The organism is Bosea sp. ANAM02 (assembly GCF_011764485.1).
Taxonomy (GTDB): Bacteria; Pseudomonadota; Alphaproteobacteria; order Rhizobiales; family Beijerinckiaceae; genus Allobosea.
Genome location: NZ_AP022848.1, coordinates 3,842,808 through 3,860,206, shown reverse-complemented (window position 1 = coordinate 3,860,206; position 17,399 = coordinate 3,842,808). Strand labels below are relative to the sequence as shown.

Annotated in this window: 17 protein-coding genes; 9 read left to right on the top strand and 8 right to left on the bottom strand. The window is 66.9% G+C overall.

Going from position 1 to position 17,399, the window contains the following annotated elements:
* Window positions 1-327: 327 nt before the first annotated feature.
* Together OCUBac02_RS18465 and OCUBac02_RS18460 are read right to left on the bottom strand one after the other, a co-directional pair.
* Window positions 328-939 (bottom strand): ribonuclease HII, encoded by a 612-nt coding sequence (locus tag OCUBac02_RS18465; protein ID WP_173047704.1) that lies wholly within the window; start codon window positions 937-939, stop codon window positions 328-330.
* Between the two features lie 185 nt (window positions 940-1,124).
* Window positions 1,125-2,210: a PA0069 family radical SAM protein gene (locus OCUBac02_RS18460; protein ID WP_173049690.1), complete on the bottom strand. Its 1,086-nt coding sequence runs from the start codon at window positions 2,208-2,210 to the stop codon at window positions 1,125-1,127.
* A gap of 233 nt (window positions 2,211-2,443) precedes the next feature.
* Here OCUBac02_RS18460 and OCUBac02_RS18455 point away from each other — a divergent pair, with 233 nt between their 5' ends.
* Both OCUBac02_RS18455 and OCUBac02_RS27530 read left to right on the top strand, forming a co-directional pair.
* On the top strand, window positions 2,444-2,929 hold the full coding sequence (locus tag OCUBac02_RS18455; RefSeq protein ID WP_173047703.1) for a hypothetical protein: 486 nt from the start codon (window positions 2,444-2,446) through the stop codon (window positions 2,927-2,929).
* Between the two features lie 152 nt (window positions 2,930-3,081).
* The gene (locus tag OCUBac02_RS27530) at window positions 3,082-3,207 is read left to right on the top strand and encodes a hypothetical protein (RefSeq protein WP_280528827.1); all 126 of its coding nucleotides are present in this window, start codon (window positions 3,082-3,084) and stop codon (window positions 3,205-3,207) included.
* 156 nt (window positions 3,208-3,363) lie between these two features.
* On the opposite strand, the gene ypfJ is transcribed toward OCUBac02_RS27530, so the two are convergent.
* Window positions 3,364-4,245, bottom strand: a complete 882-nt coding sequence (ypfJ, locus tag OCUBac02_RS18450) for a KPN_02809 family neutral zinc metallopeptidase (protein WP_173047702.1) — start codon at window positions 4,243-4,245, stop codon at window positions 3,364-3,366.
* Between the two features lie 269 nt (window positions 4,246-4,514).
* Complete coding sequence (locus tag OCUBac02_RS18445; RefSeq protein WP_173047701.1) at window positions 4,515-5,345, bottom strand: uracil-DNA glycosylase; 831 nt, start codon at window positions 5,343-5,345, stop codon at window positions 4,515-4,517.
* A gap of 273 nt (window positions 5,346-5,618) precedes the next feature.
* Here OCUBac02_RS18445 and OCUBac02_RS18440 point away from each other — a divergent pair, with 273 nt between their 5' ends.
* The 3 genes from OCUBac02_RS18440 to OCUBac02_RS18430 all read left to right on the top strand — a co-directional run bounded on the left by OCUBac02_RS18440 (window position 5,619) and on the right by OCUBac02_RS18430 (window position 10,535).
* Window positions 5,619-7,298: an electron transfer flavoprotein-ubiquinone oxidoreductase gene (locus tag OCUBac02_RS18440; protein WP_244638980.1), complete on the top strand. Its 1,680-nt coding sequence runs from the start codon at window positions 5,619-5,621 to the stop codon at window positions 7,296-7,298.
* Window positions 7,299-7,866: 568 nt separating this feature from the next.
* Window positions 7,867-9,633, top strand: a complete 1,767-nt coding sequence (locus OCUBac02_RS18435; protein WP_052232543.1) for a tetratricopeptide repeat protein — start codon at window positions 7,867-7,869, stop codon at window positions 9,631-9,633.
* Window positions 9,634-9,659: 26 nt separating this feature from the next.
* Entirely contained in the window at window positions 9,660-10,535 is an 876-nt protein-coding gene (locus tag OCUBac02_RS18430) for a 4-(cytidine 5'-diphospho)-2-C-methyl-D-erythritol kinase (RefSeq protein ID WP_173047700.1), read from the top strand.
* A gap of 15 nt (window positions 10,536-10,550) precedes the next feature.
* Here OCUBac02_RS18430 and OCUBac02_RS18425 read toward each other — a convergent pair whose 3' ends face one another.
* Window positions 10,551-11,567 (bottom strand): polyprenyl synthetase family protein, encoded by a 1,017-nt coding sequence (locus OCUBac02_RS18425; RefSeq protein WP_047581121.1) that lies wholly within the window; start codon window positions 11,565-11,567, stop codon window positions 10,551-10,553.
* Between the two features lie 172 nt (window positions 11,568-11,739).
* Between OCUBac02_RS18425 and OCUBac02_RS18420 the strand changes: the two genes are divergently transcribed.
* Together OCUBac02_RS18420 and OCUBac02_RS18415 are read left to right on the top strand one after the other, a co-directional pair.
* Window positions 11,740-11,964: a putative signal transducing protein gene (locus OCUBac02_RS18420; protein ID WP_047581119.1), complete on the top strand. Its 225-nt coding sequence runs from the start codon at window positions 11,740-11,742 to the stop codon at window positions 11,962-11,964.
* Window positions 11,957-12,742: a tRNA1(Val) (adenine(37)-N6)-methyltransferase gene (locus tag OCUBac02_RS18415; RefSeq protein ID WP_173047699.1), complete on the top strand. Its 786-nt coding sequence runs from the start codon at window positions 11,957-11,959 to the stop codon at window positions 12,740-12,742. The genes OCUBac02_RS18420 and OCUBac02_RS18415 overlap by 8 nt, the downstream gene beginning before the upstream one ends.
* On the opposite strand, the gene OCUBac02_RS18410 is transcribed toward OCUBac02_RS18415, so the two are convergent.
* The 3 genes from OCUBac02_RS18410 to OCUBac02_RS18400 all read right to left on the bottom strand — a co-directional run bounded on the left by OCUBac02_RS18410 (window position 12,733) and on the right by OCUBac02_RS18400 (window position 13,896).
* Window positions 12,733-13,044, bottom strand: coding sequence for a hypothetical protein (locus OCUBac02_RS18410; protein WP_173047697.1), 312 nt, complete (start codon window positions 13,042-13,044; stop codon window positions 12,733-12,735). The two genes, OCUBac02_RS18415 and OCUBac02_RS18410, sit on opposite strands and share 10 nt — an antisense overlap.
* 154 nt (window positions 13,045-13,198) lie before the next feature.
* Window positions 13,199-13,483 (bottom strand): hypothetical protein, encoded by a 285-nt coding sequence (locus OCUBac02_RS18405; RefSeq protein WP_173047695.1) that lies wholly within the window; start codon window positions 13,481-13,483, stop codon window positions 13,199-13,201.
* A 128-nt stretch (window positions 13,484-13,611) separates the two neighbouring features.
* Window positions 13,612-13,896: a hypothetical protein gene (locus OCUBac02_RS18400; RefSeq protein ID WP_047574382.1), complete on the bottom strand. Its 285-nt coding sequence runs from the start codon at window positions 13,894-13,896 to the stop codon at window positions 13,612-13,614.
* 256 nt (window positions 13,897-14,152) lie between these two features.
* Here OCUBac02_RS18400 and OCUBac02_RS18395 point away from each other — a divergent pair, with 256 nt between their 5' ends.
* Window positions 14,153-15,055, top strand: a complete 903-nt coding sequence (locus OCUBac02_RS18395) for a glycine--tRNA ligase subunit alpha (protein WP_173049686.1) — start codon at window positions 14,153-14,155, stop codon at window positions 15,053-15,055.
* Window positions 15,055-17,397, top strand: a complete 2,343-nt coding sequence (glyS, locus tag OCUBac02_RS18390; RefSeq protein WP_173047693.1) for a glycine--tRNA ligase subunit beta — start codon at window positions 15,055-15,057, stop codon at window positions 17,395-17,397. The genes OCUBac02_RS18395 and glyS overlap by 1 nt, the downstream gene beginning before the upstream one ends.
* Window positions 17,398-17,399 lie beyond the last annotated feature (2 nt).

The following is a 17,399-nucleotide window of genomic DNA, read 5'->3' as shown; positions in this document are numbered from 1 at the left end:
GACGCCAAGACCGCTACGCAACTTCAACGAGGGCGATATTGGTCAGACAGGGTAAAGGTCGGGTTTCCGCTTTGAAAAAAATGCGTGCCATTCTGGGGCTGCAATTTTTGCCTAGCCCATTGGCAATCAAGGGAAATTCGTAAACGGCGGTTAACGTCTGGGCCGGTCGTCGCGGCAGTCTGGCGAAGGTGTGCGCCACACGTCTCTGACTTGGGTTCTCCGTCATGCTCGGGCTTGACCCGAGCATCTCATGCAGAAGGGGCCGGAGCTTCTTCCGGCCTGAGATTCTCGGGTCAAGCCCGAGAATGACGCACGGCGGACCGAGGTTTAGCGGAACCAGATGCCCTTCACCGGCGCGAAGGAATAGCGGTGCTCGGGGCAGGGGCCATGCGCGGTGATGGCTTTGCGATGAGCCGGCGTGCCGTAGCCGACATGGCCGGAGAAGCCATAGGCCGGATAGCGCTTGCACAGCCGCGCCATCATTCGGTCGCGCGTCACCTTGGCGACGATGGAGGCCGCCGCGATCGAGGCGACCTGCCCGTCGCCCTGGATGATCGCCTCGCAGGAGCAGGCGAATTGCGGCGGGTCGTTGCCATCGACCAGGATGTGCAGAGGCGCCAGCGGCAGGGCGCCCGCCGCCCGGCGCATCGCGAGCAATGTCGCCTGCCGGATGTTGATGGCGTCGATCTCGGCCGCCGTCACGCTGGCGACGGAAACGGCCAGCGCCCGCTCCATGATCTCGCCGAACAGCTCCTCGCGGATCGCAGCCGACAGCTTCTTCGAATCGTCGAGGCCGGCAGGCACCCGCTCGGGATCGAGGATCACCGCTGCGGCAACGACCGGCCCGGCCAGCGGTCCGCGCCCGACCTCGTCGATCCCGACCAGCGGCCACAGGCCGTTGGTGATGGCGGAGGTTTCGCGGCTGAAATCGGCGGGCATGGCGGGGTTATGCAACAGGGCGGGGTGCAGGGCCAGAGCTGTCTTTTCCTTGTCCCATGTGATGACATTTCACCGTCATGGCCAGGCTTGTCCCGGCCATCCACGCCTTCCTTTGTCGAGCGCGGTGTTCAAGCCGTGGATGCTCGCCACAAAGGCGAGCATGACGATGCCGGCCAACCCATCCCTCAAAACAAGCTCAACTGCGCCTTCTCCTTCTCCGGCTTCACGAACAGGTCGGTCCGCAGCCTGCGCCGCGTCGCGTTGAAGCCGATGCGCTCGGCCGCCATCTCGAAGCGCCGCCCGATCATCCAGGCATAGGGGCCGGAGCCGACCATGCGCTGGCCCCATTGCGAATCGTAGTCCTTGCCGCCGCGCGTCGAACGGATCAGCGACATCACATGCCGGAGCTTGTCCGGGTGATGCGTCAGCAGCCATTCCTGCACGATGTCGCGAACCTCGAGCGGCAGCCGGAGCAGGACGTAGCCGGCAGCCTCGGCGCCTGCCGCCTTCGCCGCGTCGAGGATGCGCTCGATCTCGTGCTCGTTGATCGCCGGGATGATCGGCGCGACCAGAACGGTGACGGGAATGCCGGCCTCCGACAGCTTCCTGATCGTCTCCAGCCGCTTGGCCGGCGAGGCGGCGCGCGGTTCCATACCGCGCGCGGTCTTCGGGTCGAGCGTCGTCACCGAGAGCGCGACCTTGACCAGTCCTTTCTCCGCCATCGGCGCGAGGATGTCGATGTCGCGTTGGACCAGCGCCGATTTCGTGACGATGCCGACCGGGTGGTTGAACTTGGCCAGCACTTCCAGAATCTGGCGCATGATCCGCAGCTTTTTCTCGATCGGCTGATAGGCGTCGGTATTGGTGCCGATCGCGATGGTGCGCGGCTGATAGAAGGGGGATGAGAGTTCCTTTTCCAGCAAAGCGGCCGCATCGGGCTTGGCCGTCAGCTTGCTCTCGAAGTCGAGACCGGGCGACAGGCCGAGATAGGCATGGGTCGGCCGGGCGAAGCAGTAGACGCAGCCATGCTCGCAGCCGCGATAGGGATTGATCGAGCGGTCGAAGGAGATGTCGGGCGAGTCGTTGCGCGTGATGATGGTGCGCGCCTTCTCATAGGCGATCTCGGTCGAGAACGGCGGCAGCTCCTCCAGCGAGCCCCAGCCGTCATCCTCGCTGACGCGCTGCTCCGCCTCGTAGCGTCCGCCCGGATTGATCGTGGCACCGCGCCCGCGCCGCCTGTCCGGGTCGATGCGGTGGCCGATATAGGCCATCGGGTCGGCGGGCGCGACGACCGGCGCCGAGACGCTCGGCTCCCTGTCGGCCCGCCGCAGGGGCTGGGCCGCCGGGAAGGGCCGTGAGGTGGGTCTGGCCTGGGGCATGGCTTCCGAACCGCGACCGGCACCGGGAATCGGCGCTCTCTGGTCTCATGTAGAGTGAACATATAGAGAACAAAAGGCAAGCGGCGGGATTGTGGCATGCTGCGTTGCGGCATAGGATTTTGCCCATGCTAACAGCCGTGATCCGCAGCGATGGTTCCCAGCAGGCGCTCGCCGCGACGCTTGCCGTGCTGATCCCGGCGGTCGCCGAGGGCTTTCTCGGTCATGCGGTCCTGGTCGATACCGTTGGGGCGCCGGAGACGGAGCGGGCGGCGGATGCGACCGGAGCCCGCTATCTCCGCGCGGAACAGGAAAAGGCCTGGCAGGAGGCGGCGGCTCAGGCGCGCGGCGATCGTCTCGTCCTGTTCGATGCCGGCGATGTCCCCCAGGCTCATTGGGTCCAGGCGGTGGAGCGGCATTTGCTGGTGTCGGCGGCGAGGCCGGCCGTGATTCCGTTGCGCTCGGCCGTGGCCGCGCTGCGTGAGCGCGTCGGGTTCTCCTTCGGCGGCCGGGGGCTCGCGGCAGGGCTGGTTATCCCGAAAGCGATGGCGCTGGCCGGTCGTCTCGACGGCGCTCCGGTGCGCTTGCCGGTTCTGCGGGAGCGGGCTGGCTGAGCTGCTTTCCGGCACGCGGGGCTGTCATCGGGCGGTCATGCCAAAGCCGCATGGCAGCTCGCATGTCCGGGCGGAACTTGTGCGTCGCAGCATAAGTTCATATGTTGACGGTTGCCAAAGCACCTCCCTCAGACCTTCGAAAGGAGAGACCCATGCTTGAAAGGCACGATCCCTGTTCTGCGCTCGAAGCGGAGCGCGACGAGGACAAACGCGAGGAACAGCAGGAGGACGAGGATACGTTCTCGCCACGCGTGCATCAGGAAGGATTCTGGAACTGAAGGCTCCATGAATACCAGGCGGAGGGCTGGAACGGCCCTCCGCATCGAAGCTGAAAATCGCGGGCCCGTTCGGGCCCGTTCTGCTTTCCGAAGCGGGAAATCCGCTGGATGCGCTGTGTCTCGATCAGAGGCCCCCGACCCGCAGGCGGTCGCGCTCTAGACCTGATTCCGGAATGTGTCGCAGCGCTGCATCGAGCCTGACTGGAAGCCGACATTGAACCAGCGCGTGCGCTGCGCCGAAGAGCCGTGCGTGAAGGAATCCGGCACGACCACGCCCTGCGAGGCCTGCTGCAGCTTGTCGTCACCGATCGCCGCGGCCGAGCGGAGCGCTTCTTCGATATCGCCCTGGTCGAGCCGGCCCATCGCCTGGATGTTATGCGCCCAGACGCCGGCGAAGCAGTCGGCCTGCAATTCGATCCGGACCGAGATCGCGTTAGCGTCGCGCTCCGAGGAGCGCTCGCGCAGCTGATTGGCCTTGGGCAGGATGCCAAGCAGGTTCTGGATGTGATGGCCGACCTCGTGGCCGACGACATAGGCATAGGCGAAGTCGCCGCCGCCGCCGAGCTTGCGTTGCATCTCCTGGAAGAAGGAGGTGTCGAGATAGACCTTCTTGTCGACCGGGCAATAGAACGGTCCCATCGCCGCCTGGGCGGTACCGCAGCCGGATCGGTCGACGCCGGAGAACAGCACGAGCCGGGGCGGCTGATAGCGGGTGTTGGCCTGCTGCGGCAAAACCTTCGACCAGATATCCTCGTTCTGCGCCAGCACGGCCGAGACGAAGCGGCCCATCTCGTCCTGCGGCGGGCCGGAGGAGCGGCGCGTCTCCTGCGTCTGAGGGCGCCCGCCGATGCCGCCGATCAGTTCGGCGCCGCCGATGAGCAGGCGCGGATCGATTCCGAGCGCCCAGCCGAGCAGGCCGAGCACCACCATCGTTCCGATGCCGAGGCCGCCGCGCCCGCCCGGCATGCCGGCGAAGCCGCCGCCGCTGCCGCGCCTGTCCTCGAGATTCTCGGACTGGCGGTAATCTTCCCATTGCATGAAGGCGTCCTCGGCGAAACGTCCCCGCAATCTCGCCGGGAGAAGCGGGGAACTCAAGTCGTCATTGCAGGCTGGTCCTGAACGCCGGCTGACTGCGGCTGTTCCCGCAGCTAGACGCGATCGTGTCCATCCAACCCGAGCCCTCATCCTGAGGAGCCGGGAAGCGGCGTATCGAAGGATGGTCCAGGAGGCTCCGGAACCATCTGGAACATCCTTCGAGGCGCGCCTGCGGCGCTTCTCAGGATGAGGACTGAGCGATGGGAGGGTTTCTAATTCGGTCGCTCCAGCGCCGCCTTCAGCGCCCGCAGGTCGCGCCAGGCGAGGCGCTTGTCGAGCGGGCGGCGCAGCAGATAGGCCGGGTGCAGCGTGGCGATCGCCCGGATTCGCCGCGTGCCGGTATCGTATTCCACCCATTTGCCGCGCGAGCGCAGGATGCCGGTGAAGCCGAGCAGGCCCTGAGCCGAAGGCCCGCCGACGCAGACCAGGATATCGGGGTCGGCAAGCTCGATCTGGCGCTGGATGAAGGGCAGGCAGATCGCCACTTCCTGCGGCGTCGGCGTGCGGTTGCCCGGCGGGCGCCAGGGCAGCAGGTTGGCGATATAGACGTCGTCCTTACGACTCAGCCCGATCGCGGCCAGCATGCGGTCGAGCAATTGCCCGGAGCGGCCGACGAAAGGCAGGCCGATCCGGTCCTCGTCGGCGCCGGGCGCCTCGCCGACCATCATCACCCGTCCCTGCGGGTTGCCGTCGGCGAAGACGAGGTTCTTGGCGGTGGCCTTGAGCGCGCAGCCCTCGAAACCGGCGAGTGCCGTCTTCAGTTCGTCGAGCGTGCGCGCCTCCCGCGCCATCGCCCTGGCGCTCACCGTCGCGTCGTCCGGCGCCGTCGCAGCGGCTGCGATCGGCCGCACGGGCGCGGCCGGACGGCCGGGCAGAGGACGCAGGCGCGGCTGTCCGCCGCCGCGCTCCCCGGCGGGGACCGGATCGGTGAAATGGTCGCGCGGCGTTTCGTCGAGCGCCTCGGTGACGCCCATCTCGGCGTACCAGCTCAAAAGCTCGTAGGGATCGGGCGCGTCAGGGCCGACTGCATCGGACAGGTTCATAGGGGTATCCTATACCCTGCAAGGCCGCTTCGCGAGCCGACGCAGTTGCAAAATGGAACGCACGCTTGGATAGAGGGGTTCCAGACTATAGCATCGCACCGAAAAGTGGATTCCACTTTTCGGAAAAATCCGGTGCGATAACAAATGGCTAGATCGCCATCGCCGCGTCCGTTCGGACGCGCGGCGATCCAGCTTAAGCCGGCATTGAACGATCTGGCGAAATAGTTCATATATAAACTATCATGCGGCGCGGCTGCTGAGGCGGAGGGCAGGATGGATCTTAAGGAAGCGCAGAGCGAACCGCGCGAGAGCATGGACTATGACGTCGTCATCGTCGGCGCGGGCCCTGCGGGCCTGGCCGCGGCGATCCGGCTGAAGCAGCTCGACGAGAACATCTCCGTCGTTGTCGTCGAGAAGGGCGCCGAGGTCGGCGCCCATATTCTCTCCGGCGCCGTCATCGATCCGATCGGTCTCGACAAGCTGCTGCCGGACTGGCGCGAGGATCCCGAGCGCCCCCTGACTACGGAGGTCAAGGAAGACGTCTTCTATTTCCTGACCCAGCCGAACGGCATCCGCCTGCCGAATTTCGGCATGCCCTCGCTGATGAACAACCACGGCAACTTCGTCGGCTCGCTCGGGCTGGTCGCCAAGTTCCTGGGTGCGCGCGCCGAGGCGCTCGGCGTCGAGATTTATCCCGGCTTCGCCGCCGCCGAACTGCTCTTCAACGAGGACGGCTCGGTCGCCGGCATCGCCACCGGCGACATGGGCATCGCCAAGGACGGCACGGTTTCGGAGCGCTTCACCCGCGGCATGGAATTGCGCGGCCGCTACACGCTGCTGGGCGAGGGTGCGCGTGGCTCGCTCTCTAAGATCGCGATCAAGCGGTTTGCCTTGGACGAGGGGCGCGAGCCTCAGAAATACGGCATCGGCCTGAAGGAACTCTGGCAGGTCAAGCCGGAGAAATTCCACAAGGGGCGCGTCCAGCACTCCTTCGGCTGGCCGCTCGACAACAAGACCGGCGGCGGCTCCTTCCTCTACCATTTCGACGATAACCTGGTCTCCGTCGGCTTCGTCGTGCATCTGAACTACCAGAACCCGACGCTCTCGCCCTTCGACGAGTTCCAGCGCTTCAAGACCCATCCGCTGATCCGCGACACCTTCGAGGGCGCCAAGCGCATCGCCTATGGCTCGCGCGCCATCACCGAGGGCGGTTTCCAGTCCGTGCCGAAGCTGACCTTCCCCGGCGGCGCGCTGATCGGCTGCGCCGCGGGCTTCGTCAACGTGCCCCGCATCAAGGGCAGCCACAATGCCGTGCTCTCCGGCATGCTGGCGGCCGAGAAGCTGGTGCCGGCGCTGCAGGCCGGGCGGCAGCATGACGAGGTCGTCGAGATCGAGAATAGCTGGCGCGACAGCGCCATCGGCAAGGACCTGAAGCTCGTCCGCAACGTCAAGCCGCTCTGGTCGAAATTCGGCACGCTCGTCGGCATCGGGCTCGGCGGCATCGACATGTGGCTGAACCAGCTTTTCGGCTGGTCGCCCTTCGGCACGCTGAAGCACGGCAAGCCGGATTTCGCGACGCTGAAGCCGCTGGCCGAGGTCACGCCGATCACCTATCCGAAGCCGGACGGCAAGATTTCCTTCGACAAGCTCTCCTCGGTCTTCCTGTCCTCGACCAATCACGAGGAAGACCAGCCGGCGCATCTCAAGCTGAGCGATCCGTCGGTCCCGATCACGCAGAACCTGCCGCTCTATGGCGAGCCGGCGCGGCTCTATTGCCCGGCCGGCGTCTACGAGGTGGTCTACGAGAACGCGGAGACTAAGACCAATCCGCGCTTCGTGATCAACGCGCAGAACTGCGTCCACTGCAAGACCTGCGACATCAAGGACCCCGCCCAGAACATCACCTGGACGGTGCCGGAAGGCGGCGGCGGCCCAGGCTACGCGAATATGTGATCGTATCCGGCTTGTCTCTGGGACGGTCGACGATCTGATCGCTTTTTTGTCGGCACTGCCTTTGTCATTCCGGGTTCGCGCCTGCGGCGCGCCCCGGAATGACAACCGGCACATTGGCTGAACCAAAAAAGGGCGCGCCTTCCGGCGCGCCCTTTACTGTACGGCCTGAAGGCCGATCAGCCCTTGCGGACGATCGGGGCGACCGGCTTGGTCTCGGTCTTGGCGCAACCGGCGACGAAGCCGCCGAGGAGCGCGACGGCGGCAACGCTCAGAATGATCTTCTTCATTGGAATAGTCCCAGTGGAATCGCTGCGAAACCTGCAGACAAGGCCGATCATAGGCGCGATTCCCCTACGAAATGATGCTCTGTTTTCAGGGGTGGCCCTTTCGTCATGCGGATTCCGGCGAGTGTTGCGCGGCTGCTACGAAACCGGCGCATTCACGACCGGGCCGGCTTGCCCGCCCGCCCGGAAACCGCCATCTTGGCAGCCTACGCGAAGCGATCACGGTCCGCTGGAAGAGTGCGCCCCGAGATGGTGAGGCTGCGGACCGAGGGAGAATGGCAGTCGTGACATTATTGAAGAAGGTGCGTGCCTCCGGCACGGCTGCTGCGTTGTCCTTGCTGATGTTCCTGCCCGCCGTGGCCGCCGCCCAGGGCGCGACGCAGCCGCGCTCGGCCGATTCGCTGGAGCCTGGCGACAGTCTGGAAGGCAATTATCTCGCGGCCATCGTCGCCGGCGCCTCGCGCGATCTGGGCGCAGCCTCCGTCTACCTGCGCGAGGCGATCAAGGAAGACCCGCAGAACAACGACCTGACCGAACGCGCCTTCGTCGCCTTCCTGGCCGACGGCGCCATGCCGGACGCCTTCCGCGCCGCCGACAAGCTCATCCACCAGGATCCGAGCAACGGCCTTGCCCAGCTCGTCATCGGCATCCGCTCGATCAAGCAGAAGAGCTACCAGACCGCGCGCAGGCATCTGCAGCGCGGGGGCAGGGGACGCGCGGCCGATATCACCGCGACGCTGCTGACCGCCTGGTCCTATCTCGGCTCGGGCAATTCCCGCCGCGCGATCGACACGCTGGAGCGCCTGAAGGGCGAGCCCTCCTACAATCTCTTCCGCGACTATCACGCCGGCCTGATCCTCGATGCCGCCGGCCGCAAGGCCGATGCCGAGAAGCGGCTGAAATCCGCTTATGAAGCCGAGAAGACCACGCTCCGGCTGGTCGATCTCTGGGCGCGCTTCCAGGCCCGTAAGGGCGATTTCGAGGGCGCCGCCGAAACCTATGCCGGCTTCGATCGCCTGCTGCCGAATCATCCGATCATCCGCGAGGGCATGGCCCTTGTCGGCAAGAAGGATGCGCCGCCGCGCCAGATCACGACGCCGCAGCAGGGCGCGGCCGAAGTGCTTTACGGGCTCGCCAGCGCCGGCAACCGCCAGGGCGACGAAGCCGCGGCGCTGCTCTATCTGCGCATGGCGATCTATCTCGACCCCGGCCATGACCTCGCCATCCTCACGCTCGGCGACATCCTCGAACGCGCCCGCCAGCCGGAGGACGCCGTTGCCGTCTACGAAAAGATGCCGGCCTCCTCGCCGTTGCGTCCGAATGCAGAGATCCAGGCCGGTCTCGCGCTGGAGAATCTCGGCAAGCCCGAAGAGGCGGTGAAGCATCTCGACAAGGTCATCGCGGAACGTCCCGACGATGTCGACGCGCTCTCCGCCCTCGGCAACATCTATCGCTCGCGCAAGCAGTTCGCCGAGGCGGCCGCGACCTATGACAAGGCCATCGCCAAGCTGGCGTCGCCGGGCCGCGCCAACTGGGACCTGTTCTATTTCCGCGGAATCGCCCGCGAGCGCACCAACCGCTGGCCCGAGGCCGAGGCCGATCTGCGCAAGGCGCTGGAACTGCTCCCCGATCCGCTCGGTCGCGAGCGCGCGCTGGTGCTGAACTATCTCGGCTATTCGCTGGTGGACAAGCATCTCAAGCTCGACGAGGCGCTCGACATGCTGCGCCGTGCCGTCGAGCTCAGGCCGCGCGACGGTTACATCATCGATTCGCTGGGCTGGGCCTATTATCGTCTCGGCCGCTATGAGGACGCCTCGCGCGAGATCGAGCGCGCGGCGGAACTGCGTCCCTCCGATCCGGTGATCAACGACCATCTCGGCGACGTCTACTGGCGCACCGGCCGCCAGCTCGAGGCGAAGTTCCAGTGGAACCATGCCCGTGATCTCAAGCCCGAGCCCGACGATCTCGCCAAGATCCTGCGCAAGATCGAGCGAGGGCTTGAGGAGCCCTCGGCCAATGCCGTCGAGGAAACCAAGAAGGATGGCGGCTGACGCTGCCGCGCCACTGGCCTGACGCCATGCCTCCGCCGCTGACGACGCGCGCCCGCGCCAAGGTCAATCTAGACCTGCGCGTGCTCGGCCGGCGCGCCGACGGCTATCACGAGCTGGAAAGCCTCGTCGCCTTCGCCGGCGTGGGCGATGTGCTGTCGCTCGATCCCGGCGCGCCGCTTTCCCTAACGGTTGCAGGACCTCGCTCCGACGGGCTCGCGGTCGATGATGGCAACCTCGTCCTGCGCGCCGCCCGTGGGCTGGCTGCCGCCCGTCCCGGGCTACGCACCGGGCGTTTCTATCTCGTCAAGCGCCTGCCGCTCGCATCGGGCATCGGCGGCGGCTCGGCCGATGCGGCTGCGGCACTGCGCCTGCTGGCGCGGCTGAACGACATCGCACCGGCCGATCCTCTGCTGCGGGAGGTCGCTGCCGGCATTGGCGCAGACGTTCCGGTCTGTCTCGATTCGCGCGCGCGCCTCATGGCCGGGATCGGCGAGAAGCTAGGCCCGATGCTGCGGCTGCCGCCGCTCTTCGCCGTGCTGGTCAATCCGGGCGTGGCTGTCGAGACGGTCGCGGTGTTCCGCGCGCTGGATCTCAAGGCCGGCGAGGTGCTGTCGCAAGCGCACGGGGCGAAGCTTAAGGCGCCGGCATCGGCTGCGGAGCTGCTTGGCTATCTCGCGTCGACCACGAACGATCTCGCCGCGTCGGCCCGGCATGTCGCGCCGGTGATCGACGAGGTTCTGGATCGACTCTCGGCGCTGCCGGGTTGCCGGCTGGCGCGGATGTCCGGCTCCGGCGCGACCTGCTTCGCGCTGTTCGATGATTGCGCGGGCAGCGCCGCCGCGGCGAAATCATTGCGGCGCGAGCGGCCGGGCTGGTGGATCAGGCCGACGCTGCTGCGCTGAAGGCCGACGGGCCGTTCAATGCGCCCGCGCCACGCAGAAATCGACGGCGGCGTTGAGGGCCTGCTTCATCGGCGAGGCCGGGAACAGGCCGAGCGCATCCTTGGCCATCCGCGCATAATGCTCGGCGCGGGCGATCGTGTCGTCGAGCGCCTTGTGACGGCGCATGATGCCTTGAGCCTCTTCGAGATCGCCGTCGCGGATTTCGCCATCCTGCAGCGTGCGCTTCCAGAAGGCGCGCTCGGCCTCGTCGCCGCGCCTGAACGACAGCACGACGGGCAGGGTGATCTTGCCCTCGCGGAAATCGTCGCCGGTGTTCTTGCCGAGCTTGGCCGCGACGCCGCCATAGTCGAGCGCGTCGTCGATGAGCTGGAAGGCGATGCCGAGATTGAGGCCGTAGCTGCGGCAGGCGGCAGCATCGGCCTTGGAAGAGCCGGCGATCACGGGCCCAACCTCGCAGGCTGCGGCGAAGAGCTCCGCCGTCTTGCCGCGGATCACGGAGAGATATTCGTCCTCGGTCGTCTCCGTGTTCTTGGCGACCGAGAGCTGCAGCACTTCGCCCTCCGCGATTACGGAAGCCGCCGTCGACAGGATATCGAGCGCCCTCAGCGAGCCGACTTCGACCATCATCTTGAAGGCCTGGCCGAGCAGGAAATCGCCGACCAGCACGCTCGCCTCGTTGCCCCAGAGCATGCGGGCGGCGAGCTTGCCGCGGCGCATGTCGCTCTCGTCGACGACGTCGTCATGCAGCAGGGTCGCGGTATGCATGAACTCGACGGAGGCCGCGAGTTTCACATGACCTTCTCCCTGGTAGCCGCAGAGATCGGCCATCGCGAGCGTCAGCATCGGCCGCAGGCGCTTCCCGCCCGAGGAGATCAGGTGATTGGCGACCTCCGGGATCATCGTCACGTCGGAGCCGGTGCGCGAGATGATCATCGCGTTGACCCGCTCCATATCGGCGCGCGTCAACGCGACCAGCGGCTCGATGCTGGCCTGATTCGATTCCCGTTCCTCGAGGGAGACGACGACGCCCACTGGAAACACTCCGGGTCAGATCCTCGCGCCGGCTGGCGCGCGTTTGCCATGCCACAACCGTCGCATGGGACGCCAGCCCCTGCAAACCGGCGTGACGCCGCACCTTTGCGTGAGCGAGGTATGGAAGGCTCCGGCTCTTGCGCGAAGCAGGCTGCTTGGGCTCCATGGCGCCATGCACGAACTCATGCGCACCAACGACCTTATCCTGCTCGGCGCCGTCGAGGCCCTGCTGGCCTCCGCCAATCTCGATTGCCTGATCGCCGACCAGCATATCAGCTCCCTGGAAGGCATGATCGGCGCCTTCCCGCGCCGCCTGCTGGTGCGCGAGGCCGATCGCAAGCGCGCACGGGCGCTCCTGATCGAGGCCGGCTACGGGGCCGAACTGCGCGATGAGTGAGAGCGGACCGGATTCCGGCCTGGGCGAGATCGTCGAGGACCGCCTGCTCGACGGCCGGTTGCACCTGCTCCAGCCGCGCAAGGGCCATCGCGCCGGCAGCGACGCGATCCTGCTGGCGGCTGCCCTGCCGGCCTTGGGGCAGGGCGCCTTGCTCGATATCGGGGCCGGCGTCGGCACGGTGGGCCTCACGGTGGCGCTGATCCAGCCAGAACTGCGCGTCACGCTGCTGGAGCGCGATCCAGAACTGGCGGCCCTTGCCGTGCGCAATGCCGGGCTGAACGGAATGGCGGATCGCGTCACGGCCCTGGCCGGCGATGTCACGGCCCGGGCGTCGGTGCTGTCGGGCCTGGGGCTCGCCGCGGCGTCCTTCGATGCCGTCGCGATGAATCCACCCTTCTATCCGCCGGGCGGCAGCCGGGCCTCGCCGGTGCCCAACCGCAAGGCGGCCCATGTCGCCGAGGGCGCGCTCGCGCCCTGGCTGCGCACGGCCCGGCGCCTGCTCCGGCCGGGCGGGCATCTCGCGCTGATCCATCGCGGCGAGGCGCTGCCCGAGGTGCTGGCCGGTCTCGAAACCGGCTTCGGCGCGGTCGCGGTCAGGCCCGTCCATGCCTTCGCCGACAGGCCGGCGATCCGCGTCATCGTCACGGCGGTCCTCAACAGCAGAAAGCCGGCAGCTCTGCTGCCGGCTTTCGTGATCAACGGCCCCGACGGCAAGCTGACGCCCGCGAGCGATGCCGTGCATCGCGGCCGCGAACGCCTCGCGTCCGATTACCAGTAGTAGGGGCGCGGGCCGTAGAACCGCGGCGGGCCGTAATAGGGCCGCGGACCATAGAAGCGCGGCGGCCCGTAATAACGCCGCGGGCCGTAATAGCGCGGCGGTCCGTAGTAGCGGCGCGGCCCGTAATAGCGGCGCGGGCCGTAATAGTACTGCGCCTGTTGCACCATGCTTTCGCTCGCGGCCGCCGGAGCGGTTGCGATCGGCGCTGCTCCGACCGGGGCAGCCGAGGCCGGGGTAGCGGCAAGACCGGCCACGCCCAGCGCGCCGGCGGTCGCCATGGTGACGATCAGTGTCCGAAACATGAAAACCTCCATGAGATGGCGTCGGCAGTCCCTGCCGTCGGATGAAACGCCGTCCTTGGAGGGAACGTTAGGGCCCCGAACCTGAACGATAGGAGAGCGCCTCGTTCAGCTTGCCTTCAGCGAATGGCCGCATTGCGGCCATGCTTCGCATCGCTCAGCGGCAGATCCGGACCGGACGCATGACCCAGCGCCAGCCGTTCCAGACCCGGCGGTCCGACCAGAAGCAATGCGGGCGGCCATGCGACGGGCGCGGCCGATAGGAGCGGCGAGGTCCGTAATGGGGGCCGTAATACTGGGTCAGCGTGACGAGGCCGGATTCCGCCTGGGCGGATTCTCCTCCCGCTGCCGCGGCCGGTGCAGCGGCGGGCGATGTCGCCATAAGGGTGCTGCCGCCGAGGACGAGGGCCGTTGCTGCGGCGAGGATGGCGGCCCGGAACATCGTCGTCTCCATGGTATCTGCGTCGGCCCGGCCGATGAAAGGCCCGCCGTCCTGGGTGACGCCGGGCCTGATGCGGGAACGGCGCGCGCTCGCGCCGCTCCATTTGTCCCTGATGACGTGCGCTGCCCTCAGCGGCAGACGCGCACCGGGCGGCGGATCCAGCGATAGCCGTTCCAGACGCGGCGGGACTCGGTCCAGCAGCGCGGGCGATAGTAGCGGCGCGGAGCGTGGTAACGGCGGCCGTAATGCGGGCGGCCGCGGTGCCAGGCTTGCTGGACGAGGCCGGTCTCGGCGCCTGCGCCGAAGGCCGTACCCGCGGAAATCGGGGCCGCGGAGGCCGGGGCGGTGCTCATGGCGGCACCGAGCAAGGTTGCGGCCCCGAAGGCGGCGGCAATGATGCGGGTTGACAACATGGGCTTACTCCTTGGTTTCAAACCCGCCGGCCCGGCATCAAATGCTCGCCCCGAACATCGCGAACCGTGCGGTTGCTTCTGTGGGTATCAGACCTGACATGAACGAAACCTGTCCGCCTTCGGTTCCGACATTCGCTTGACCCTGGCCGGCCCGAACCCTAATCACCCCGCCATTCCCTCGTTATCGGAAGGTTGCAGGCACTTGTCCGCCCCCGCGCCACTCTCGCATTCCGCCATCCCGGCCTCTTCCCCGGCGATGGACCCGACCCGCTCCTTCCAGGGGCTGCTGCTGACGCTGCAGCGCTTCTGGGCCGAGCGAGGTTGCGTGGTGCTGCAGCCCTACGACATGGAGGTCGGCGCCGGCACCTCCCACCCCGGCACGATGCTGCGTTCGCTCGGGCCGAAGCCCTGGCGGGCCGCCTATGTCCAGCCCTCGCGCCGGCCCAAGGACGGCCGCTATGGCGAGAATCCGAACCGGCTGCAGCATTATTACCAGTTCCAGGTCATCCTGAAGCCGAACCCGCCGAACCTCCAGGAGCTCTATCTCCAGTCGCTCGAAGCGATCGGCATCGACATGCTCCTGCACGACATCCGCTTCGTCGAGGACGACTGGGAGAACCCGACGCTCGGCGCCTGGGGCCTCGGCTGGGAATGCTGGTGCGACGGCATGGAGGTCAGCCAGTTCACCTATTTCCAGCAGGTCGCCGGCATCGAATGCGCACCGGTTTCCGGCGAGTTGACCTACGGTCTCGAACGCCTCGCCTGCTACCTGCAGAATGTCGAGAGCATCATGGAGCTCAATTTCAACGGGCTCGAGGGCGACGAGAAGGTCACCTATCGCGACGTGTTCCTGCAGGCCGAACAGGAATATTCCCGCTACAATTTCGAGCACGCCGATACCGACGCCCTGTTCAGGCGCTTCGCCGAGGCGGAGGCCGAATGCCGTTCCCTCCTCGAAAAGGGCGAGGCCGGCGACCGCCATCTCATGGTCCAGCCCGCCTATGACCAGTGCCTCAAGGCCGGCCATACCTTCAACCTGCTCGATGCGCGCGGCGTGATCTCGGTCACCGAGCGGCAGAGCTACATCCTGCGCGTGCGCGAGCTCGCCAAGGCCTGCGGTGCAGCCTGGCTGAAGACCGACGGCGGGGGAGCGAACTGATGCCCGATCTCCTGCTAGAACTATTCTCCGAGGAAATCCCGGCGCGCATGCAGCGCAAGGCCGGCGAGGACCTGAAGAAGCTCGTCACCGATGCGCTGGTCGAGCGCGGCCTCGTCTACGAGGGCGCCAAGGCCTTCGCCACGCCGCGCCGGCTCGCGCTGCACATCGCCGGCCTTCCCATTCGAGGCCGCGACGTGCGCGAGGAGCGGAAAGGTCCGCGCGTCGGCGCGCCCGATGCCGCCGTGCAGGGCTTCCTCAAGGCCGCCGGCCTTTCGTCGCTCGATCAGGCGACCATCGTCAGCGATCCCAAGAAGGGCGACAGCTACGTCGCCATCATCGAGAAGCCCGGTCAGGAAACCGTCGCGGCGATCGCCGAGATCGTGCCGGCTGTGATCCGGTCCTTCCCCTGGCCGAAATCGATGCGCTGGGGCAAGGCCTCGGCCGCCGGCGCCAGCCTGCGCTGGGTGCGCCCGCTGCACTCGATCCTCTGCACCTTCGGCGCTGCCGAGGTCGAGGACCCGGAGGTGGTGCCCTTCGAAGTCGACGGCATCGTCTCCGGCAACGTCACCTATGGCCATCGCTTCCATGCGCCCGGCCCGATCACGGTGAAGCGCCTGGAGGATTACGTCGCCTCACTCGAAAAGGCGAAGGTCGTGCTCGATGCCGACCGGCGCAAGGAGATCATCCTCACCGACGCCCGCAACCTCGCCTTCGCGCAGGGGCTCGACCTCGTCGAGGACGAGGGCTTGCTGGAAGAGGTCGCCGGCCTCGTCGAATGGCCGGTCGTGCTGATGGGCTCGTTCGAGGAGCGCTTCCTCGACATCCCCGGCGAGGCGATCCGCGCCACCATCCGCGCCAACCAGAAATGCTTCGTGCTGCGCGATCCCGCGACGGGCAACATCGCCAACCGCTTCATCCTGGTCTCGAACCTCGCCGCCAGCGACGGCGGCACGGCGATCACCGCCGGCAATGGCCGCGTCGTGCGCGCGCGCCTCTCGGACGCCGCCTATTTCTGGCAGACCGATCGTGGCGCGCTGCCGGACCTTGATACCCTCAAGGACAGCGCCGGAAAGCTCGACCTCGATCTCGCCAAGCCGCTCGACCAGCGCATGGCCAAGCTCGACAAGCTCGGCGTCGTCTTCCACGCCAAGCTCGGCACGCAAGGCGAGCGCGTCCAGCGCATCGCCGCGCTGGCGCGGGAACTGGCGCCGATCGTCGGCGCCGATCCCGACAAGGCCGAGCGCGCCGCCAAGCTCGCCAAGGCCGACCTGCCGACCGAGATGGTCGGCGAGTTCCCGGAGCTGCAGGGCCTGATGGGCCGGAAATATGCCGAGCTGCAGGGCGAGGATGCTTCCGTCGCCGCGGCGGTCGAGGAGCACTACAAGCCGCTCGGGCCATCCGATCGCGTGCCGAACGATCCGGTATCGGTCGCTGTGGCGCTGGCCGACAAGCTCGACACGCTCGTCGGCTTCTGGGCCATCGACGAGAAGCCGACCGGGAGCAAGGACCCCTATGCGCTAAGGCGGGCGGCGCTGGGCGTTATCCGGCTGGTGGTCGAGAATGGGGTCAAGCTTGGACTAATTGAGCGTCTTATGTTCGCTTATCGTCCAATCGGGCTATATCTTGATCTCAATGGCCTTCAGGGGCGCGATTACACGCTGGAATTGCAAGAAATCCTCTATGATAAGCTCTTCAATGGCGGAGAGGACGACGAGGAAGAATTTTACAAAGATCTGGTCGTTGGGTGGGATCGGTATTTTGTTCACCGAGCTGTTGCGTTCATCTCGGAAGAGGTTTCAGCCGATCTCCTCTCCTTCTTCCACGACCGCCTGAAGGTCATGCTCCGCGACCAGGGGGCGCGGCATGATCTCGTCGATGCGGTTCTGGGCGAGGGCGCTGCGGCCAACGACGATCTCCTGCTGATCACCCGCCGCGTCGCCGCGCTCGGCCGTTTCCTCGATACCGAGGACGGCAAGAACCTGCTCGCGGGCTACAAGCGCGCCGCCAATATCCTCAAGGCCGAGGAGAAGAAGGATGGGGAGGGCGCCTTCGCCGCTGCTCCCGACCTGCACCTCATCGCCGAGGCCGGCCTGATCGAGGAGAAGGCGCTGGCCGTGGCCCTCGCGCAGGCGACGCCGAAGGCGGAAGCCGCGGTCGCCGCCGAGGATTACGAGGGCGCGATGGCCGCGCTCGCCGAAATCCGCCCGGCGGTCGATGCCTTCTTCGACAAGGTCACGGTCAACGATCCCGATCCGGCCTTGCGCGCCAACCGCCTGAAGCTGCTCAACCAGCTTCGCCAGGCGACCCGCGCGGTCGCGGATTTCGACCGCATCGCCGGATAAGG